Here is a 20,680-nt window from a genome sequence, read left to right on the forward strand (position 1 = left end):
AGAGAGGTTATGCCCCGGCAATGCTTAGGGCATCTGTACGTAATGTGGGGGCGTCCGTGCCAAAACGGAAGTCCAGATCATGAGCTAATGTAATGGACGCAAAAATATCCAGAAGGTTGCCTGCCAAGGTGAACTCGGCAGCGGCTTCTGCAATCTTGCCATCGCGAATCATAAACCCAGAAGCGCCACGGCTGTAATCACCGGTAAGGCCATTGATGGAAGATCCCATCATCTCGGTAATATAGAGGCCTTCCTTGATATCCGCCATCAGTTCGGTGGGGGAGAGTGTGCCGGGTTCAAAAAACAGATTGGTGGCAGACGGGCCGGGTGGGCCAGATGTTCCGCGAGAGGCATGGGCATTGCTTTGCAGCCCAAGTTGGCGCGCACTTCGGCTATCCAAAATCCAGCTTTGCAAAGTGCCATTTTCTACCAGATGCAATGGTGCAACCTGCATGCCTTCACCATCAAACGGGCGGGAACGCAGGCCCTTTTTGCGGGTTGGATCATCCGTAATGGTTACGTTCTGGGCAAAAATAGGCTGGCCCAGTTTGTTCTTTAAAAAGGATGTACCACGCGCAATGGCCGTGCCTGTAATGGCCCCTGCAAAGTGCCCCAAAAAGCTATTTGCTACCCGTGGGTGAAACACAACAGGGTAGCGGCCAGTACGGGGTTTAATGGGGTTAAGGCGTGCAATGGCTTTTTCACCGGCACTTTTGCCAAGTTCTACCGCATCTTTTAGATCACGCAGCCATACCGTGCCGTGGTAATCGTAATCACGCTGCATGCTGTCGCCAGCACCAGCCAGCACACATACAGAGTTGGAGTGCTGCGTACGGGTATAGCTTCCGGCAAACCCGGCGGATGTAACCAGATATACTTCTGTGCGCCCACAAGAGGCACTGCTACCGGCGCTGTTGGTTACGCCTTTTATGCCCAGAGCTGCTTCTTCTCCAGCGCGTGCACGGGCCAACAGTTCTTCGGTTGTAGGTTCAGCCGAATCTGCCAATTCCAGATCATTCTGGGTAAAGCGGCCTTGCTGGGCTAGTGGGTTAAGCCCGGCGTATTGATCTTCTGGCAGAACGCGGGCCATGGCCATGGCTTGTTCTATCAGCGCATCAAAGCGCGAAGGCTCCGGCGTGGTGGTAGAAAGAATGGCACTTTTTTTGCCAGCAAAAACACGAAGCCCCAGATCCGTGGTTTCAGATCGTTCCAGTTCTTCTGTCACGCCATTGCGGACACCGGCACCTGCCGCCACGCTGCGGACAAATACGGCATCTGCCGCATCTGCCCCAGCCTTGCGTGCGCGGGCAACCAGATCAGAAATACGGTCTAGGGTTTGTTCCGTCATGCTGCCAGTTTCTCCGTAATGATCTGCAAGGAAGGAATGTGCTCAATCGGGCCAAGAGCCGCAAGCGTGGGTGTGCCCGTAAAAATGCGCGATGCCGCACGGCAAATATCCCCAGCGTTTACAGCCTCAATTTTGCGGACAGTTTCGGCTGTAGGAATAATCCGACCGAAAATCTGCAACTGTCGTGCAATCTGTTCGCATCGGCTGCCGGTGCTTTCCAAGGACATCAAAAGCGAGGCTTTAAGCTGTGCCCGTGCGCGCACGAGTTCTTCTTCCGTAACATACCGCTGAATTTTGTTCAGTTCTTCCAGCGTTACGGGCACCAGTTCCGCACATTCCTTGGCGCCTGTGCCTGCATAAATGCCGAAAATACCACCATCAGTGAACGGTGCATTGAAGGAATAGACCGAGTAAACAAGCCCACGTTTTTCCCGAATTTCCTGAAACAGGCGGGAAGACATGCCACCACCCAACACAGTGGAAAGCAGAAGAGCCGGAAAGTAATCCGGGTCTTCATACCCAAAGGAGGGAAAGCCCAGCACAACATGCGCCTGATCCAGCTCCTTCACCTGGCGGAATTCCCCGCCGCCATAACGGGCAGAGAGTGTTGCCGGTGCAGAGGATGAGGACAGATTGGCAAAATGCTGCTGCACACGCTGCACCACATCTTCATGGTGCAAGTTACCAGCGGCTGCCACAATCATGTTGTCTGTGGTGTAATGCGCTTTCATATAGCGCATCAGGGTTTCGCGGCTCATATCCCGGATCAGGCTTTCCGTGCCCAATGTTGGGCGGCCCATCGGTTGGTCAGGGAAAGCTGTTTCCTGAAAATGATCAAAAACCACATCGTCAGGCGTATCATTTGCCTGTCCGATTTCTTGCAGAATAACCCCGCGTTCGCGCTCCATTTCCGCAGGATCAAACGTGGAGTTGGTGAGGATATCACCAATGATATCAACACCTAGCCCCAGATTTTCCTTAAGAAGCTTGACGTAATAAACAGTCTGCTCCCGCGCGGTGTAGGCATTGATATGCCCGCCAACATTCTCGATTTCCTCGGCAATGCGCAGGGCGGAGCGGCTGGTTGTGCCTTTAAAGGCCATGTGTTCCAAAAAGTGAGAAACACCGTTTTCTTCTGCCGTTTCGTGGCGTGTGCCTGTGGCCACATAGGCCCCGAAAGAAACTGTTTCCACCCGTTCCATGCGTTCTGTCACAACAGTTAAGCCGGAGGGCAGGCGGGTAATGTTGATGGGGTCTGTCATTCTTGTCCTGAAAAAGAAAGGCCGCCGGGCAAGGCGGCCTGACACGGGAAAGTAAGATGTGGGGTGTTAGGGAGCGTTTGCCAGTACCGCAGCGCGCACAGCATCCTTAATTGCGCCTTCGGTTGCTGGAACAGTGCGGTAACGTTCTTCCCGTTCAAACAGATCTTCCAGATGCACAGGCAATGCCGGATGAATACCCGTAGCCGCCACCATGGCATCGGGGAACTTGGCCGGATGTGCTGTGGCTTCTGCAATCATCGGCACGCCAGCCTGCCGGAATTTGCGGCCAGCCGCAATACCAATGGCGCTGTGTGGGTCTGCCAGATAATTGGACTTCTGGTGCAGGTTGCGAATTTCCGCTTCCGTCTGTTCATCATCCAGCGCAAGGCCAGAGAAAACGGTGCGGGCATTTTCCCACACTTCTTCAGGCACATCCATATGCCCTGTGGCGCGGAAGCCCGTCATGATGCGTGCGCAGGCAGCGGCATCACGGCCCAGAAGTTCAAACAGCAGACGTTCAAAGTTGGAAGACACCTGAATGTCCATGGATGGGGAAAGGCTGGGGACCACGCCTTTGATTGTCATGTCATTGGCGTTCAGGAACCGGGTGAGAATGTCATTCCGGTTGGAGCCAACGCACAGGTGCTTGATAGGCAGCCCCATTTTGCGTGCGGCCCAAGCAGCAAGAATATTGCCAAAGTTGCCTGTAGGCACAGCAAAGGAAACTTCACGCTCTGGGGCGCCAAAGTTTAAAGCCGCATAAACATAGTAGGGCATTTGAGCTGCAATACGTGCCCAGTTGATGGAATTGACGGCTGAAAGATGCATTTCCCGGCGGAAAGGCAGATCAGCAAACAGGGCTTTTACCAGATCCTGACAATCATCAAACGTGCCTTCAACGGCGAGGTTGGTGACGTTGGAATCCAGAACGGTTGTCATCTGGCGGCGCTGCACTTCAGAAGTGCGGCCTTTGGGGTGCAGGATGATAACAGACAGACGGTCCCGCCCACGGCAGGCTTCAATAGCGGCAGAGCCTGTATCACCAGAGGTGGCGCCTACAATGGTTACGTGGTCATTCCGCTGGGTCAGCACATGTTCAAAAAGCTGGCCAAGCACTTGCATGGCCATGTCTTTGAATGCCAGCGTGGGGCCGTGGAACAGTTCTTGCACAAACAGGCCATCTTCCACCTGTGTAAGTGGCACAATGGCTGGATGATCAAAATTGGCATAGGCCTTGGCGCACAGGCCGCGCAGTGTTTCCAGATCTATATCCGGTGCTGCAAACGGGGCCAGAACACGGGCAGCCAGTTCCGGATAGGGCAGGCCACGCAGGCTTTCCCAATCAGATAGCGAGAATTCGGGCCATGTTTCGGGCAGATACAGGCCGCCATCCTCGGCAAGACCGGTAAGCAGAACATCGGCAAAGGAAAGGACGGGAGCATTCCCGCGTGTGGAAATATAGCGCATGGAGAAACTTATATCCTGAATGGCGAACGCCGCGAAGTGTCCTTTTTAGGGGAAAAGCCTGTAGTCTTTATTGGGGTGGAGGCGTTGTGGGCAGCGTAAGCTGATACACCGTAATCGGCCATGAAATAGAAGGCGTTGCGGCCCCAAACCCTACGCTGTGATCAAGCTGACTGGCTGCTACGTACAAATGGCCGTGGCCATCCAAACCGGGCGTGGTGGGCCATTTCAGGCGCTCATCCATCACCAACCGGCGCGGAATGCGCCCAACTGTGTAACTCAGGATGCTACCTGTGGTGATATCAGACCAGTAAAGCGTGCCATCATTATCAATGGTCAGGCCGCCCAGAGCAGGGGTTTTATACCATTGTGTCACGCCTTCTTCAAACGCTGCCGGAGTAACGTCCGGGTCCGTAAACAAAGAGGTGGAAACACGATACAGAAAACCTGCGGGCGGCTGCATGACAATCCATGTGCCATCCGGGCTTACGGCAATCATGCTGGTATCTACGGCAATGGCCTGACCATTCGCGTTCAGCAGCGGGCCTGTGGGAGTCTGGATCGGCTTAGTGGCGGTAAGGGCAGGGTGATGGTCCAGAAAACGCCGACCGGATGCAGATGGAATATCAATAAGCAACAGCCCAGCCACGCCAGAATCCGGCACGTAAGCCGTGGTGCCATGCACAGCAATGCCAGAAAGAATACTGCCCTGATGTAGCAGATTGGCTTCTATCGGCACTGTATGGGTGACAGTGTTGGTGGTTGGGTCAATCTGGATCAGGCGCGGGGCCGCAACGGGCGGTTTTTCACGGTTCGGCACGCCGCTATCCAACACCCAGATGCTGCCATCTGCGGTGCGTGTCATGCCTGCAAGGGCTACAAAATGGGTATCGTTTGTGGCCTCACGGGTGTTCCAGCCTGCATCTGGGTATGGGGCAAGGCTGCCATCAGTCTGCCTTACCCATAACTGCGGGCCCGTGTTGCCAACCCACGCAGGGGCTTCCAGCAACATCCGTCCATCCGGCAGGGGTAGAATGGCATCCCATATCTGTTGGTTGGACTGCATAAAAGGCACCAACGCAGAAGCAGGAAGTTCCGGCACTTTGGGCATATGCACTGCCCATGCAGAGTGCCCGACAAAAGGAGAGAGCAGTGCAGCCGCCAGCATGGCACGGCAAACCGTGCGGCGCGGCAGAACAGAACGCAGGAAAGAATGCTTCATCAGGGGCGTCCGGTCAGAAATCTTGCAAACGGGTGAAAAATGAATGTGGCAGTCTCGGGGCTGTAAGTCGTTTATGCAAACGCGTTCTGTGCGGGGCGGATGCCCCGCTGCCACATTCAGGCATGAAGGAAAGAAACGGTGGCTTATGCGTCTTCCGCGCGTTCCACATAACGGCGCTGGATATGGGCCAGATAGGCCGAGGCATCCAGCTTGCGCCCTGTGGCGTCCTGCACAATCTGGGGCATGGAGGCACTGCGTGCACGGCTATGCACGTTTTCACGCAGCCACCCCAACAGCGGCCTAAAATCACCTTTGGCAATGGCAGGCATAATTTGCGGCACCTGTTTGCAAGCGGCTTCTCGCAGTTGTGCGGCTGTTAAAGCGCCAAGAGTGTAGCACGGGAAGTAACCGAACAGCCCCTCCGGCCAATGAATATCCTGCAAGCAGCCGCGCCCATCATCCGGCACATGCAGCCCCAGAAGTGCATGAATACGCTCATTAAACGCAGCGGGCAGGTCGGCCAACGGTAAGTCACCAGAAATCAGTGCTTTTTCCAGTTCATAACGTACGAGAATATGAGCCGGGTACGTGACCTCATCAGCATCTACCCGAATAAAGCCTGGCTGCACGTGAGTAAGAAGCCGGTGGATATTTTGTGCATCCCAGCCAGCGGTGGCTGCGGGGACATCAAAAGCGGCCTGAAGTTTGGGCGCAAGCCATCCTGCAAAAGCGTTGGAACGGCACACTTGCATTTCCATCAGCAGGGATTGGCTTTCATGCAGCGTCATGCCCCCGGCCTGCCCAACGGGCTGAGAGAGCCATTCTTGCGGCAGGCCCATATCATATAGGGCGTGGCCGGTTTCATGCAGCACACCCATCATGGCGGGGATGAAATCATTTTCATCGTAACGGGTGGTCAGCCGCACATCATGCGTTGCCCCACCGCAAAAGGGATGCGTGCTGACATCCAGCCGCCCGCGCGTTACATCAAACCCAAGCTGCTGCATAAGCTGGCGGCCCAGCGCTTCCTGCCGCGGCACGGAAAATGGGCCGGGCAATGGCGTAGCAGCGGGTAGGCTGTTCTGTTTTTCCAGCACTGTGCCAATCAGTTCAGGCAGACCAGCAGCAAGTTGTGTAAAAACCGGATCTATATCTGTTTGGCGGGTGCCGGGGTCAAACGTATCCAGCAGTGCATCGTAAGGGGAAAGGCCCAGCTTTTCCCCTGTAGCAACAGCAACTTCACGCGTGAGGCGCAGTACTTCAGAAAGCGTGGGGAGAATGGCTGCAAAATCACCATTCTCGCGTGCAGTGCGCCATACCATTTCGCAGCGCGCCGTGGCCTGCGTGCTGGCTTCTACCAGTTCTCCGGGTAAGGCTGTGGCGTGGGCGTGCAGGCGGCGCATTTCTTCCAGATTGGCGCTGCGCCAGACATCATCACCCGGTTCTGCCTGTTCTAGTAGTTCGGCAACAACTGGGGCTGTCAGAATTTCGTGGCGCAGGCCTTCCAGCATGGCCAGATTTTCTGCCCGGCGTTCTGCCGCGCCGGAGGGCATGATCACCTCTTTATCCCAGCAGAGTATGCCGATGGCATCATTCAGAGAGGAAAGGCGGGCAAAGTGGCGTTCAAGGGAAAGATAGGCTTTATTCATGGCCTATATGGTAAAGCATACACGCCGCGCACGGAATGCACTTTCTGAGGCATCTCAGATGACAAAAAGGAGTCAGCTAGAACCATGCAGATAGATACACAGGTAGAATCTGCACTGGTATTGCTGGCGCAGGGTAATGCGGAGCAGGCTTTGCGTGTTTTGCAAAATTGCCTGCAGCAGAATCCGGGCCATGCGGGCGCACTGCATGGCATGGCCTGTGTGGCGCGTGCGGGTGGAGATAACCGCGCCGCAGTGGCCTTGGCGGCCAAGGCTGTGCAGTTAGAGGCCGAACCGCATTTTCATATTACGTTGGGTTTGGCCTTGTTGGCAGAAGGGCAGGTAGAGGCTGCGCGGGCAGCCATTCATGTTGCTGTTCTTGCATCCCCAAGAGACCCACGCGCGCATGATGCCATGGCCTCGGTTCTGGAAGCACAGCATCGTATTGCAGAGGCCGAACGCGCTTTGCGTACGACCATAAGATTGCGGCCATTGGAGCAGGAGCGCCATCTGGCGCTGGCAGCTTTTTTGTCCCGTCATGGGCAGTTGGAAAAAGCGATAGAGGTTTCCGGCAAAGCTTTACGGCTGGATACACAAAATCTGTTTGCGCAAAATCTACATGGCATGATCCTGCATGGGGCAGGCAAGGCGGCAGAAGCCGAACCCTATTTTCGGGTTGTGGCCGCAGAGTTGCCAACATCTGCGCCTGCTCTGGCTAATCATGGAGCAGCGTTGTTTGCCACGCGCAGTTATGAGCAGGCCCGAGACGTTCTGGCAAAATCTGTGCAATTAGAACCCAAAGCAGCAGAAACACGCAGTAATCTGGGGCTAGTGCATATGGCGCTGGGGCAGTTGGAAAATGCTGCCCAAGAACTCCAAGTTGCGTGTGCATTACAGCAGAATGATGCCCGCTTGATGCTCAATTACGCCACGGCTCTTGCTGATTTAGGAGAGAATGAGCGGGCAGAGGCATTGCTCTGCAAGGCAGAAACCCTAGCAGGCAAAGGTATGGATGCCGCCCGTGCACGGATGAACCTCGGTGTGCTGTATTTGGCGGAAGGTCGTTTTGCTCAGGGCTGGAAATTGTTTGAGGCACGCCGCCAGCTTGTTGCCCCTCCGGCTTGTGCGGCTGGCTTGCCACAATGGGACGGTACGCCACAGGAAAGCCCGGTGTTGCTATATGCAGAGCAAGGGTTGGGCGATGTATTGCAATTTCTGCGTTATGTTGCTCCGGCGGCGCGGCGCGTTCCGGTGCTGTTGTATGTGCCGCAAAGCATACGCAGTTTTGTGCAGCAGATGGATCTGGCGCGCCTGCCAAATGTAACGGTATGCGCAAGCCAACGCGCTTTAAAAGCTAAGGCAGCTTGCGGGCTTATGAGCCTACCTGATGTGCTGGGGATGGAAGCGCCGTTTGCGTGGCAGCCCGATATTGCGGGAGTTCAAAAGTCTGCACCCGGCAAAAAATCTGTTTTGCATGTCGGGCTATGTTGGGCGGGTAACCCCACTTATCAGTTTGATCGCAGGCGTTCGATCAATCCGCAAGTGCTCGAACCATTGGGGCGGCTGAATAATATTGTGTTTCAGTCTCTCCAAAAAAATGCGGGAGCACAGCAAACTCCGTTCCCAATGGCACAATTACCGCAAGGGGATGTGCTGGACACATTCCGTATCATGGCGGGGCTGGATGTGGTGATAACCGTGGATACGATGATAGCGCATTTGGGTGGTTTACTCGGGCTGCCCGTGTTGCTGCTTGATCGCTTTGGCGGAGACTGGCGCTGGGCGGCTGGTTCCACCATTACGCAGCCAGATGGAGAGGTGCGAAGCCTGTGGTATCCTTCCGTTAGGGTTATTCGTCAGCCTCGGGCAGGCGAGGGTGATGCCCCGTGGCAGCCCTGTATAGCAACTGTTGTGCAGGTTTTGCAGAAGATGGCTGAAAAACGCACGGATATGGTGCCCTAAAGGCTGTTGCCGCTATGCGAGAGCACTTTATGATAGCGGTATGACACGCATTTCCTCCAAAGGCGCTACGCCGGCAATGGCGCAGTGGTTCACCCTCAAGGCCGAAAATCCTGAAGCCCTGCTGTTCTTCCGTATGGGCGATTTTTACGAACTGTTTTTTGATGATGCCACGGCTGCCGCCGCCGCGCTGGATATTGCCCTAACAGCACGAGGAACCCATGCGGGGGAACCGATTCCCATGTGTGGGGTGCCTGTGGCGGCGGCCCCAGCTTATCTTGCGCGTTTGATCCGGCGCGGTTTCCGGGTGGCGGTGGCAGAGCAGACGGAAACACCCCGTAAAGGCAGGCCGGCAAACAAGGGGCCTTTGGCGCGTGGCGTTGTAAGGGTAATTACCCCCGGCACGTTAACAGAAGATGAATTGCTGGAACCGGGGCGTTCCAACCTTTTGCTTGCGCTGGCGCTCACAACGCCACAAGGGAAGGGGAAAGGCAAAAAAGCTGAGGCATCCTTTGCGGATACAGTTATTGGCGCGGCGTGGATTGATGTTTCAACCGGCTTATTTGAAACCGAAAGCCTGACAGGTAAGGGGCTTCCCGCGCTTTTAGGCCGTTTGGATCCTGCGGAAATTCTTGCGCCTGCCGTTCTCAATCTGGCGGATTATGAGGCCCGCCGTGCGCCGGAAACTGTGGCATCTGGCGCAGATACGGCCCGCCAGCGTTTGGCTAGTGCCTTTGATGTGGCCAGCATAGAAGCCTTTGGCACTTTTACGGATGAAGAAAGCGTGGCCGCTGCCATGGCGGTGGAATACGTTCAGCGTAGTCAGGCTGGCAAGTTGCCACGTTTGGCACATCCTGTTCCGCAAAACGAAAGCGGGATTCTGGGCATAGATCCGGCCACACGGGCCAGTTTGGATATTTTGCGTGCGCGGGACGGAGGGGATGAGCACACGCTATTTTCCGCCGTAAACCGTACGGTCAGTGCCGCAGGTGCGCGTATGTTGGCAGAGTGGCTGGCGGCTCCACTTACACATGCAGGCCAGATTGCAGCCCGGCAGGAAGGTTGGTGGTGGCTGAAAGAAGATTCTGTGCGGCGTGAGGCGTTGCGTGGAACACTCAAAAAAGCACCGGATATTGCTCGGGCATTAGGTCGCTTATCCCTTGGGCGTGGGCAACCGCGAGACCTGGCCGCCATGCGTGATGGCCTTATGGTAGCGCGGGAGGCCGCACGTATTCTTACGGCCTCTGCTGCCTCATTACCTCCGGCGTTACATCAGGCGGTTACAAGGTTAGGCGGAGGGCAAGCGCTAGAGGCTGAACTCATGCGTGCGCTGGCGGAAAACCTTCCAGCGCGGCTGGATGATGGCGGCGTTATCGCGCAGGGCTATGATGCCAAACTGGATGAATACCGAGGGTTACGAGATGATTCACGCCGTCTGATAGCGGGCTTGCAGGCGAAGTATGCTGCACATTATGGGCTGAACAGCCTTAAAATCCGTCATCATGCGCAGCTTGGCTACGTGATGGAAGTGCCCGTGGCGGCCAGCGCCAAGCTGAAGGATAAGCCAGAACTTATCTTGCGGCAGGGCACAGCCAGCAATGCGCGTTTTGCTACAGAAGAACTCTCAACGCTGGATGCCCGTATAACCGAGGCCGCAGAAAAAGCATCTCAGCGTGAAAAAGAATTATTCAGCGCGTTGGTGGAACAGGTTCTGGCAGAACGCAGTATGCCGGTTTTGGCACAGGCCTTGGCTGTGCTGGATGTTTTGCAATCCTGTGCAGATCTTGCGGGAAGTGGCACGTGGTGCCGGCCAGAGGTGACGGAGGATTTCGCATTCGCGTTGGAAGGATGCCGCCACCCGGTAGTAGAAGCAGCCTTGCCAGCCGGCACGCGTTTTACACCCAATACGTGTGATCTGGCACCGCAGCAGCGCGTTATGCTGCTAACAGGGCCAAATATGGCCGGTAAATCCACCTATCTGCGCCAGACAGCGCTAGCAGTTATTCTGGCGCAAGGAGGGTTCCCTGTTCCGGCAGACCGGGTCCGAATCGGAGTGGTGGATCAGCTTTTCTCTCGCGTAGGGGCTTCGGATGATCTGGCGCGCGGGCGCTCCACTTTTATGGTGGAAATGACGGAAACTGCCGCCATTCTTAACCAAGCTGGCCCGCGTTCTCTTGTTGTGGTGGACGAGATTGGGCGCGGCACGGCCACATTGGATGGTTTGGCAATTGCATGGTCTGTGCTGGAGGCTTTGCATTCCAGCGTGCGCTGCCGTGCAATCTTTGCAACGCATTTTCATGAACTTTCGCGCTTGGTGGATACACTCCCGCGGCTTTCTTTGCATACTATGGCGGTGCGGGAATGGCGGGGGCAAATTGTGTTTTTGCATGAAGTGCTTGCAGGATCAGCTAAAAAAAGCTGGGGTGTACACGTTGCGCGGTTGGCCGGTGTGCCGCACGCTGTGGTGGATCGGGCAGGGCGCCTGCTGCGGGAGTTGGAACGTGCTGAAAATACAATACCCGAACCCCTTCCGTTGTTTGACACGCAGAAGGCATTACCCCCAGAGCCCCAAAATACGTTAAGTAAACGTTTGATGGAAATTGACCCGGATAGTCTGACACCCCGCGCAGCGCTGGATCTTCTGTACGAATTGCGCAAGGAAGCGGCGCAGGAAGAACACGCGCAGGTGGCAGACTAAACACTATGACGCCAGACCCCATTCAGGAGCAGAACTCGCCTCTCATGCCCACCCCTTCCGTAGAGCCTGCCGCAGCGCAGCAGTCCGACATGACCATGCTGGCAACCCTAACGCCAGAAATGCTTTCTGCGTGTCTGACGCGGGAATTAAGAGACGCAACACCGGAAGATGCGGTTATTCCTGAACGGGATGATGCTGTTGCCATTTTCCGCCGTCATCTGGGGCGGTATCAGGCGGATATACGCAACCGTTTTGAACGGCATGAACTTAAAGGTGCTGGGGCAGCCAAAAAGATAGCCGTTTTTACGGATGTTATGGTGCGTGCCATTGTTGATCTGGCCGTACGCGCCACCATTGGGGCGGGCACTGTAGAAAGTGGCATGCTGCCCAGCTTTGCCATTGCCGCCACGGGTGGGTATGGGCGCGGGCTTTTGGCCCCTTTTAGCGATATCGATCTGCTGTTTCTGGTGGCGGAAGAAAGTGCAGAACGGGCACATCCGCTTATTGAATACGTTCTATATTTCCTGTGGGATCTGGGCGTGAAGGTGGGGCATGCTACCCGCACCATCAATGAATGTATTGAAGAAGCTAAAAAAGATACCACAGTGCGTACCGCGCTGCTTGATGCGCGTTTACTGGCTGGGGATTCAGCCCTTTTTGCTACGTTTGAGGCCCGCTATATTCTAGCCTGTGTGGATGCAGGTGCCGCTGGCTTTATTCACGACAAACGGCGTGAACGTCTGGAACGCCACCGGCGGTTTGGTGATAGCCCGTATCTGGTAGAGCCCAACATAAAGGAAGGGCGCGGGGGGCTGCGTGATCTGCAAACCCTGTACTGGATGTGCCGCAACACTTTTGGTACGCGCCATGTCAAAGATCTTCTGGCTCCGGAGTTTATCTGGATGGGGCTGCTCACAGAGCAGGAAGCCGCACGCGCCCGCCGGTCTTGGGACTTTTTGTGGACAGTGCGTTTGCATCTGCACTACGTGGCAGGGCGTGCAGAAGAACGACTGACCTTTGATATGCAGCCCGTTATTGGCGCACGCATGGGGTATACCCGGCATGGGCGCCAAAATGGGGTAGAACGCTTTATGCGCCACTACTTCCTGACAGCCCGGGAAGTTATGCGGTTAACCCATGTTTTAGAACCCGCAGTGCTTCGGCAGGCCCAAGGGCCAGTGGCCAATGCTGCCAAGCCAGATGAAGCTATGCGGCAAGCCGGGTTTACCCTACTGGATGGCCAGATTCTGCCTGATCGTGGCGTAAGTTTCGATCAAGAACCCATTAAAATGATGCAGATTCTGGATTGGGCGCGTGTGCGCCGCCGTCCGCTGCACCCGTTGGCGCGGCATCAGCTCATCCGGTGGGAGCGGCGGGCTACCAGCCTGCGGGATAACCCGGAAGCCGCGCGTATTTTCCTTGATCTGCTGTGTGGTGATGAATCCACGGTGGAGCAAAAACCACGCCGTCGCCCGGCAACGGCTTCTGTACCTTCCGTAGTGGAAGAAAGTGGTCTGTCCTACTCTGCTGCTTATGGGGAATATCCACCCGCAGGGCATGCGCACTGGCTGCATATTCTGAACGAAACCGGCATTTTTGGCCGTCTGATTCCAGATTGGGCGCGCATTGTCGGGCAGATGCAGTTTGATACGTACCACGTGTTTACGGTGGATGAGCACACCATAGAAGCCGTGCGTATTCTGGATGAAGTGGCCTCTGGCCGCATGGCGGATGAAATCCCCATTGCCTATGAACTGGTAAAAGGGCTGCATTCCAAGCGGGCGTTGTATATGTCCGTTCTGTTGCACGATGTTGCCAAGGGGCGGGGTGGAGACCACTCTGAAATCGGGGCGGAAATTGCGGCTGAACTTTGCCCGCGCTTAGGTATGTCCGGCGAAGAAACAGAAACTGTTTCGTGGCTGGTGCTGCATCATCTGCTGCTGAGCCATACAGCGTTCCAGCGCGATATTGATGACCCCAAAACCATTTTGGATGTGGCAGACATTGTGCAGTCTCCAGAACGTCTGCGGCTGCTGTTGCTGCTGACTATTGTGGATATGCGCGCCGTGAGTTCCCGCGTGTGGAACGCATGGAAGGCCACGCTGCTGCGTGAACTATATGTGCGTGTAGCAGAAGTTCTGGCCGGTGGTCTGGCCACCACGGAACGAGATGTGCGCGTGCGCCATGCCAAGGAAATTACAGCCGATATTCTCACTGAAGAAGGTGTTCCCCAAAAGGATATCGAGCGCTTTTTAGGGCTGGGTTACGCTGGTTACTGGCTTTCCTTCGACTATGAGACACATCGCCGTCATGCACGGCTTATCCGGGCGGCAGATGCCAAGGATGCACCGCTTACGGTAGAAGTGCTGCCTCTGCCTGCGCGTGGGGTGACGGAAGTAACCATTTACACAGTGGACGTTCCGGGCCTGTTTTCCAAAATAGCAGGAGCTTTGGCTTTGGCAGGGGCTTCCATTGTGGATGCGCGTATTCATACCATGACACACGGCATGGCGCTGGATACGTTCTGGATTCAGGATACCTCTGGGCAGGCATATGAAGAAACACACAAGCTTGCCCGTCTGGCATCTTTGATTGAGCAGGGCTTAAGCGGTCATATAGATATTAGCGAAGAAATTGCGCGGGCCGGATTTGGTCATATGCCCATGCGTATGCGGGCCATTCATGTTCCGCCACGTGTGGTGATAGATAACGGTATTTCCAATACTTACACCGTTATTGAAATCAACGGGCGGGATCGTCCCGGCCTGCTGCATGATGTCACGGCTGCCATGAGCCGTGAGAACCTGCAAATTGCCTCTGCCCATATCACCACGTATGGCGTGCGGGCAGTGGACGTTTTTTACGTAAAAGACCTGTTTGGTCTGAAAATTACGGATAAAAAACGGCTGGAGGAAATTCGTGAGCGCTTGCTGGCCGGGCTGAAGGAAGCTGAAGCCGAAGCCAGCGCTTGCGCAGATGCCCGCTATTCAGCCTGAAAGATCAGGCTGAAACAGGATGGTACCCGGGGCTGGCAGCGGAAAGGCCATGGTTAAGCCCCGTGCGTAGCTGTTGGCCTGCTAATGTGTTGGCATCTATCAGGCCATGGCGCAGGAACAGATCAATCAGCACCAGATTGACGTTGAACTTAAATTCATCCGTATCTCGCACAATCTGAAACACTTTAGCTAACGGCAACAGCGCGAAAGATTCCACTTCGCCATCAGCGGCTTCTGGCTCAAAGCTTTCAGGCAGGTAGAGATCATAACAAACAAGAATATCTCGCCTTAGTCCTTCTGGCCGCTCCATGGCGTAAACCAGATGCCCGGTTTCCTGTGCCTGAGCTACAAGATCGTGGGGAATGCTGGCTTCTTCTGCGGCTTCCTTAATCAGGGCTTCACGCGGGGTGTGGCCTGTAGGTACGCCGCCAGCTACCAAGTGGTCCAGCTTGGAAGGGTCTAGCCGCTTGTTTGCAGCCCGGCGTCCTGTCCATAGATAAAGACCGTCTGCTTTGCGCACCAGCCCGTTCATGTGCACGCCTGTGGCCACCAGTCCAAAAAGGGGCAAGGCTCCACGATCAATGCGGGCAATGGCAGGTTCACCTACATCTGTTCGCACATCAAACAGTTCGTGGTGGGAGCGGTAAAAACCTTCTTGCGCCAAAGCTTCGCCCAAAGCTTCCAGCTTGCTCGGGTCTGGCAGGTTAAAACCTGTTGTGCGGTTGCCCAAGCCTGCTTTTTCCAGCCTGTCAAACAGTTCTGGCGTAATCCACCCGGCAGATGTGCCAGCCAGAGAAAAAGGGGCACGTTTGCCAGGAATGATAGCAGTGTTGCACTGCCTGAGATGCCGAAGAAAGGGCGTGATGTCGGGGGACATGGAAACAAAATCCTGTTGAACTGTGCCTAGCGTGTCTGAAGTTGTTATCGGGTGTGGCAAAGGCGGTGGCAAGGTGTGGCGGGGTTGCAAAATGCGCCCAGCATGGCACATGCGAGTTATGCCACCACGTCGCGCGGCTGCCGGGCCGCTCAAAAAGCCGGTTTCCATAACACTTTCGCGTTTGCTGCCATATTTGTGGCCACAGGAAAATCGTGCCCTGCGTTGGCGGGTTGTGCTGGTTCTTGTGGTTATGCTTGGGGGTGAACTGGCCACATTGGGTGTTCCGTTAGTTTACAGCCAGGTGGTGGATAGGTTTACGCATCCTCACTCGTTGGCCATGGCGCCTGCGGCTTTAATTCTCTGTTACGGATTGGTGCGGCTGGTTTCCGCGGCCCTTACCAATTTGCGAGATGCTTTGTTTGCGCCAGTCCGGTTCCGGGTGGCAAGGCAGGCGGCTTACCGCAGTTTTGAGCATATGCATGCGCTCTCCCTGCGCTTTCATCTGGATCGCCGCACCGGAGGGGTCACGCGTGCTATTGAGCGCGGCACAGAGGCCGTGGAAACGCTGCTGCGGATGATCATGTCTATTTCCCCCACCATCCTGCAGGCGGCGTTGGTGATGGTGGTTATCTGGCGTGTTTTTAATTGGCAGTATGTGGCGCTAATGGCGCTGATGATTGCGGCCTACATTCTGTTTACCGTGCGGTTTACATCTTGGCGGTTGGGAATCCGGCGTGAGATGAATGAAACCAACAGCGAGGCCACAGGCAAAGCGCTAGACAGCCTGCTGAACTATGAAACCGTAAAATATTTTGGCAACGAAACGCACGAAGCCCAAAGGTATGATAGCGCACAGGCGCGCTACGAACAGGCCGCGCGCAAAACGCAGTATTCCTTAGGCTTTCTCAACTTCGGGCAGGCGGCCATTATCGCTTTGTCTCTTACGGCCATTATGCTGCTGGGTGGGCATGATATTGAGGCCGGGCGCATTACGGTTGGCGAGTTTGTTATGGTCAACACGTATCTGCTGCAACTTTATGGGCCACTGAATTTTCTGGGTTCTGTCTATTCCGCCATTCGTACTGCACTGGTTGATCTGGAACACATGCTAGGGCTGACGGAAGAGGAAGTGGAAGTTGCAGATCCTGCACATCCTCTCCCCATAGCCACACGCTTGCAGGTTTCTGCGCCAGCACGGGTGGCGTTTAGGGATGTGCATTTTGGATACCGGGCAGAGCGTGAAATTCTGCACGGTATCAGCTTTGAGGTGGTGCCGGGCCGTAAGGTTGCCATTGTAGGCACGACAGGAGCAGGGAAATCTACCATCAGCCGGTTGTTGTTTCGGTTTTACGATGTGTGGTCGGGTTCTGTGTTGGTAGATGGGCACGATGTGCGCGATTATCGGCAGGCAGACTTGCGCGCCGCCATTGGTGTGGTGCCGCAGGATACCGTGCTGTTTAACGAGAGCATTGGTTACAACATTGCCTATGGCCGCTTAGGGGCTACACCGGCAGAGGTGCAGCATGCGGCCCAGTTGGCGCAGATACATGATTTTATCATGTCCTTGCCCGAAGGGTATGAAACACAGGTGGGTGAACGCGGGCTTAAACTGTCCGGCGGAGAAAAGCAGCGAGTGGCCATTGCCCGCACGATTTTGAAAGACCCACGCGTTCTTGTGCTTGACGAGGCCACGAGTGCGTTAGACACACATACTGAAAAAGAAATACAGGCAGCGCTTAAAACGGTTTCCGCACGCCGCACAACTCTTGTTATTGCCCACCGTTTGTCCACCATTGTGGATGCAGACGAAATTTTGGTGATGGCCAAGGGGCATATTGTTGAGCGTGGCACGCATGCAGCCCTGCTGGCCCAGAATGCGGTGTATGCATCCATGTGGGCTGCTCAGGGGGGAGAAAGCGGGCAGGAGACGTGATAAAAGGCGAAGGCCTGCTGGTAAGGCTTGGCTGTGTCTGACGAATCGCGCGCCCGCAGAGAATGTGGGCCGCAGAAAAATGAAGGATCAAAAGAGATGACCGAAACAGCAGGGCAGACTCCCGCAGCAGGCCCGAACATGGATGTGCCCGAAGATCTGGCGCGGTGCGATATGGTTATTCAGCACGCTATTGAACATCTGCGGAGTGAAAAATATCCGCCGCTGGCAGTGGCATCCGCTCTTTTGGGTAATTCTGTAGGTATTCTTGCCCAGATTATGGATAAGGACACCGTTTTGCGCATTCTCGATTCAGCTGCTCAGAGCGTCAGATCGGGTGAAGTGCATGCGTCTGTTCGGGCACAGACCGGGCAGGAAAACGAGAAAGCCTGAGCACAACCCTTGACTGAAAGCCGTGGCTAAGCCATAAGCCGCGCCAATCCTGAATGTGGTCGCCGGGCGCTTGTCTCGGCCCTCTGTTCCTATTTTGTATAAGACAAGGATGAGACAATGTCCCGTCGTTGCCAGATTACCGGCAAAGGTGTGCTGACCGGAAACAACGTCAGCCACGCTAACAACAAATCCCGCCGTCGCTTCCTGCCTAACCTGCAGGATGCTTCCTTGGTTTCCGAAACTCTGGGTTCTGCCGTGCGTATGCGCGTAAGTGCTCGTGGCCTGCGCACCATTGAACACAATGGCGGCTTGGATGCATTCCTGCTGAGCACGCCTAACCGCAAGCTTCCTGAAGAAGCACAGGTCATCAAGCGCCGCGTTCTGCGCGCTCAGGCCAAAAAACAGGCAGCCGCAGGCGCCTGATTCAGGGGTTTACCTAATTCAGTGGAGCCGGATCTGCTCTTTTAGTGGAGTGGGGCCGGTTTCTGCGGTGTAGATGTCTGGCAAGGTGCCAGACATCGTCGTCTATCGGCCGGTTTCCGGCAGCCGGGTTTCCTGAAGATTTTAACATCACAGGTGCCAATACGGCGCGCGGCGGCCACAGGCGCGAAGGGATTCCCATTCGCGCCTGACCTGTTTTCTGGAGGTTTTCGTGTCCGCCACATCCGATCTGTCCAAGATTCGTAATATCGGTATTACCGCGCATATTGACGCAGGTAAGACGACCACGACCGAACGTATGCTGTACTACACCGGCGTTTCCCATAAAATTGGTGAAGTGCACGAAGGTAACACCACAACAGACTACATGGCTCAGGAACGTGAGCGTGGTATTACCATTACGTCCGCCGCCGTGACCTGTGAGTGGGACGGCCACCGTATTAACATTATTGATACGCCCGGACATATCGACTTCAACATTGAAGTGAACCGCTCCTTGCGTGTGCTCGACGGGGCCGTGTTCATTATTGAAGGTGTGGCTGGTGTGCAGCCGCAGTCCGAAACCAACTGGCGTCTGGCAGACCGTTACAAGGTGCCTCGGATCATCTTCATCAACAAGCTGGACCGTACCGGTGCAGACTTCTACCGCGCATTTGATACGCTGAAAGAAAAGCTGGATATCGTTGCTATCCCGCTGCAGCTGCCAATTGGCGCAGAAGACAAGTTTGTTGGCGTTGTTGATCTGGTGGAAATGAAGGCCATCGTCTGGGAAGGCGGTGAACTTGGCGCGAAGTTCCACGATGAAGAAATTCCGGCTGACCTGAAGGAAAAGGCTGCAGAAGCACGCCAGAACCTGCTGGATACGGCGCTGGCTGTTGATGATGCAGCTATGGAAGAATACTTCGAAAAGGGTGACGTTTCTGTTGAAACCCTGAAGCGCTGCATCAAGAAGGGCGCCATTTCCGGTGAATTCCGTCCGGTTCTGTGCGGTACGGCGTTTAAGAACAAAGGCGTGCAGCCTCTGCTCGATGCCATTATCGACTACCTGCCAGCTCCGAACGACGTTGAAGGTATTCGTTGCGCTCCGCCGGAAGGTGAAGAAGAAGACGAAAAAAACCAGCCCATCATTCCGGTTGACCCGAATGGCAAGTTTGCTGGTCTGGCCTTTAAGATCATCAACGATAAGTACGGTACGCTAACCTTTGTGCGCGTTTATCGCGGCGTGCTCAAAACCGGTGATACGGTTCTGAACACCACCAAAGGCCACAAGGAACGTATCGGCCGTATCTATCAGATGCATGCTGATAAGCGTGAAGAACTGACAGAAGTGCACGCTGGTGACATTGCTGCGTTTGTGGGCCTGAAAGATTCTCAGACAGGTGATACGCTGGCAGATCCGGCAGATCCGGTTGTTCTGGAACGTATGTCCTTCCCGGTTCCGGTTATCGACATCTCCGTCGAACCGAAAACCAAGGACGCAGTGGAAAAGATGACACTGGCACTGCAGAAGCTGGCTGGTGAAGATCCCTCCTTGCAGCTCAAGACCGACCAGGAAACAGGCCAGACCATTCTGTCCGGCATGGGCGAATTGCATCTGGACATCATTATCGACCGTCTGCGTCGTGAATATGGTGTGGATGCAAACGTGGGCGCACCGCAGGTGGCATACCGTGAAACCATCACGCAGCCGCATACGGAAACCTACACCCATAAAAAGCAGTCTGGTGGTTCCGGTCAGTTCGCTGAAGTGAAGATCGAGTTCCAGCCGGTTGAACGTAACGAAGGTATCCTGTTCGAAAACAAGGTTGTTGGTGGCTCTGTTCCCAGAGAATACATCCCAGCCGTTGAAAAGGGTATTCGCGTTCAGTCTTCTACTGGCGTGCTGGCAGGCTTCCCGACAGTGGACTTCAAGTTCACGCTGCTTGACGGTAAGTACCATGACGTTGACTCGTCCGCTCTGGCGTTCGAAATCGCGGCTAAGGCTTGCTTCCGTGATGGCATGAAAAAAGCTGGTCCGGTTATTCTGGAACCGATCATGGACGTGGAAATCACCACCCCGAACGATCACGTTGGTGACGTGGTGGGTGACCTGAACCGTCGTCGTGGCATGATCCAGAGCCAGGAAACTTCCGGCTCCACCGTTATGGTGCGTGCTTATGTGCCGCTGAAAGAAATGTTCGGCTACATTTCTCACCTGCGCTCCATGACGAAGGGCCGTGCCTCCTTCACCATGCAGTTCCATCACTACGATCCGGTGCCGCGCAACGTTGCTGAAGAAATTATGGCTCAGTCCAAGTAATTTCAGCCGTTTTTCGGTTTCGGAATATAAAGGCCGCTCCCTGTAAAGGGGGCGGCTTTTTTATTGTGCAAAACCAGATTACGTTGCGTGCGCTAAATACAAAGCGGCATGGTATGGCTGAATATGTCATGCGCTGAGTATGTGT

The 20,680-nt window shown here is 55.2% G+C and carries 13 protein-coding genes and 1 pseudogene; 7 read left to right on the forward strand and 7 right to left on the reverse strand.

Going from position 1 to position 20,680, the window contains the following annotated elements; translation table 11 throughout:
* Positions 1 to 7: 7 nt before the first annotated feature.
* The 6 genes and pseudogenes from ACP7IZ_RS10655 to ACP7IZ_RS10680 all read right to left on the reverse strand — a co-directional run.
* Positions 8 to 1,348 (reverse strand): TldD/PmbA family protein, encoded by a 1,341-nt coding sequence (locus ACP7IZ_RS10655; protein WP_426849121.1) that lies wholly within the window; start codon positions 1,346 to 1,348, stop codon positions 8 to 10.
* A complete protein-coding gene (locus ACP7IZ_RS10660; protein WP_426849122.1) occupies positions 1,345 to 2,610 on the reverse strand; it encodes a M16 family metallopeptidase in 1,266 nt (421 codons plus the stop codon). The genes ACP7IZ_RS10655 and ACP7IZ_RS10660 overlap by 4 nt, the downstream gene beginning before the upstream one ends.
* A 66-nt stretch (positions 2,611 to 2,676) precedes the next feature.
* Positions 2,677 to 4,077, reverse strand: coding sequence for a threonine synthase (gene thrC / locus ACP7IZ_RS10665; protein ID WP_426849124.1), 1,401 nt, complete (start codon positions 4,075 to 4,077; stop codon positions 2,677 to 2,679).
* A 67-nt stretch (positions 4,078 to 4,144) separates the two neighbouring features.
* Positions 4,145 to 5,296 carry an L-dopachrome tautomerase-related protein gene (locus ACP7IZ_RS10670; protein ID WP_426849125.1) on the reverse strand — a complete coding sequence of 384 codons (1,152 nt, stop codon included), beginning with the start codon at positions 5,294 to 5,296 and terminating at the stop codon, positions 4,145 to 4,147.
* A gap of 143 nt (positions 5,297 to 5,439) precedes the next feature.
* The gene (locus ACP7IZ_RS10675; protein ID WP_426849126.1) at positions 5,440 to 6,945 is read right to left on the reverse strand and encodes a carboxypeptidase M32; all 1,506 of its coding nucleotides are present in this window, start codon (positions 6,943 to 6,945) and stop codon (positions 5,440 to 5,442) included.
* 76 nt (positions 6,946 to 7,021) lie between these two features.
* A pseudogene (locus ACP7IZ_RS10680) lies at positions 7,022 to 7,090 on the reverse strand (hypothetical protein); the annotation flags it as partial.
* Between ACP7IZ_RS10680 and ACP7IZ_RS10685 the strand changes: the two are divergent.
* From ACP7IZ_RS10685 to ACP7IZ_RS10695, 3 genes are read left to right on the forward strand one after another with little or no spacing between them, the layout of a single operon-like run.
* Positions 7,066 to 8,904: a tetratricopeptide repeat protein gene (locus ACP7IZ_RS10685; RefSeq protein WP_426849127.1), complete on the forward strand. Its 1,839-nt coding sequence runs from the start codon at positions 7,066 to 7,068 to the stop codon at positions 8,902 to 8,904. The pseudogene ACP7IZ_RS10680 and the gene ACP7IZ_RS10685 sit on opposite strands and share 25 nt — an antisense overlap.
* 40 nt (positions 8,905 to 8,944) lie before the next feature.
* Positions 8,945 to 11,599 carry a DNA mismatch repair protein MutS gene (gene mutS / locus ACP7IZ_RS10690; RefSeq protein WP_426849128.1) on the forward strand — a complete coding sequence of 885 codons (2,655 nt, stop codon included), beginning with the start codon at positions 8,945 to 8,947 and terminating at the stop codon, positions 11,597 to 11,599.
* Positions 11,600 to 11,604: 5 nt separating this feature from the next.
* Positions 11,605 to 14,595 (forward strand): [protein-PII] uridylyltransferase, encoded by a 2,991-nt coding sequence (locus ACP7IZ_RS10695; RefSeq protein WP_006116534.1) that lies wholly within the window; start codon positions 11,605 to 11,607, stop codon positions 14,593 to 14,595.
* A gap of 4 nt (positions 14,596 to 14,599) precedes the next feature.
* Here ACP7IZ_RS10695 and ACP7IZ_RS10700 read toward each other — a convergent pair whose 3' ends face one another.
* Positions 14,600 to 15,472, reverse strand: coding sequence for an NUDIX domain-containing protein (locus ACP7IZ_RS10700; protein WP_426849130.1), 873 nt, complete (start codon positions 15,470 to 15,472; stop codon positions 14,600 to 14,602).
* Positions 15,473 to 15,653: 181 nt separating this feature from the next.
* On the opposite strand from ACP7IZ_RS10700, the gene ACP7IZ_RS10705 reads away from it, so the two are divergent.
* The 4 genes from ACP7IZ_RS10705 to fusA all read left to right on the forward strand — a co-directional run bounded on the left by ACP7IZ_RS10705 (position 15,654) and on the right by fusA (position 20,535).
* Positions 15,654 to 17,405, forward strand: coding sequence for an ABCB family ABC transporter ATP-binding protein/permease (locus tag ACP7IZ_RS10705; RefSeq protein ID WP_426849188.1), 1,752 nt, complete (start codon positions 15,654 to 15,656; stop codon positions 17,403 to 17,405).
* Positions 17,406 to 17,501: 96 nt separating this feature from the next.
* Positions 17,502 to 17,795, forward strand: a complete 294-nt coding sequence (locus ACP7IZ_RS10710; RefSeq protein WP_035352632.1) for a hypothetical protein — start codon at positions 17,502 to 17,504, stop codon at positions 17,793 to 17,795.
* Between the two features lie 117 nt (positions 17,796 to 17,912).
* Positions 17,913 to 18,218 carry a 50S ribosomal protein L28 gene (gene rpmB / locus ACP7IZ_RS10715; RefSeq protein WP_003624085.1) on the forward strand — a complete coding sequence of 102 codons (306 nt, stop codon included), beginning with the start codon at positions 17,913 to 17,915 and terminating at the stop codon, positions 18,216 to 18,218.
* Between the two features lie 229 nt (positions 18,219 to 18,447).
* Positions 18,448 to 20,535, forward strand: a complete 2,088-nt coding sequence (gene fusA / locus ACP7IZ_RS10720) for an elongation factor G (protein WP_426849131.1) — start codon at positions 18,448 to 18,450, stop codon at positions 20,533 to 20,535.
* Positions 20,536 to 20,680 lie beyond the last annotated feature (145 nt).

The sequence above is a fragment of the Acetobacter sp. AAB5 genome (assembly GCF_050106715.1).
Classification (GTDB): domain Bacteria; phylum Pseudomonadota; class Alphaproteobacteria; order Acetobacterales; family Acetobacteraceae; genus Acetobacter; species Acetobacter oryzifermentans.

Excerpts from the sequence above, each read along its gene's own strand:
- ACP7IZ_RS10655 (WP_426849121.1), bottom strand. The coding sequence starts at position 1,348 with ATGACGGAACAAACCCTAGACCGTATTTCTGATCTGGTTGCCCGCGCA.
- ACP7IZ_RS10660 (WP_426849122.1), bottom strand. The coding sequence starts at position 2,610 with ATGACAGACCCCATCAACATTACCCGCCTGCCCTCCGGCTTAACTGTT.
- thrC (WP_426849124.1), bottom strand. The coding sequence starts at position 4,077 with ATGCGCTATATTTCCACACGCGGGAATGCTCCCGTCCTTTCCTTTGCC.
- ACP7IZ_RS10670 (WP_426849125.1), bottom strand. The coding sequence starts at position 5,296 with ATGAAGCATTCTTTCCTGCGTTCTGTTCTGCCGCGCCGCACGGTTTGC.
- ACP7IZ_RS10675 (WP_426849126.1), bottom strand. The coding sequence starts at position 6,945 with ATGAATAAAGCCTATCTTTCCCTTGAACGCCACTTTGCCCGCCTTTCC.
- mutS (WP_426849128.1), top strand. The coding sequence starts at position 8,945 with ATGACACGCATTTCCTCCAAAGGCGCTACGCCGGCAATGGCGCAGTGG.
- ACP7IZ_RS10695 (WP_006116534.1), top strand. The coding sequence starts at position 11,605 with ATGACGCCAGACCCCATTCAGGAGCAGAACTCGCCTCTCATGCCCACC.
- ACP7IZ_RS10700 (WP_426849130.1), bottom strand. The coding sequence starts at position 15,472 with ATGTCCCCCGACATCACGCCCTTTCTTCGGCATCTCAGGCAGTGCAAC.
- ACP7IZ_RS10710 (WP_035352632.1), top strand. The coding sequence starts at position 17,502 with ATGACCGAAACAGCAGGGCAGACTCCCGCAGCAGGCCCGAACATGGAT.
- rpmB (WP_003624085.1), top strand. The coding sequence starts at position 17,913 with ATGTCCCGTCGTTGCCAGATTACCGGCAAAGGTGTGCTGACCGGAAAC.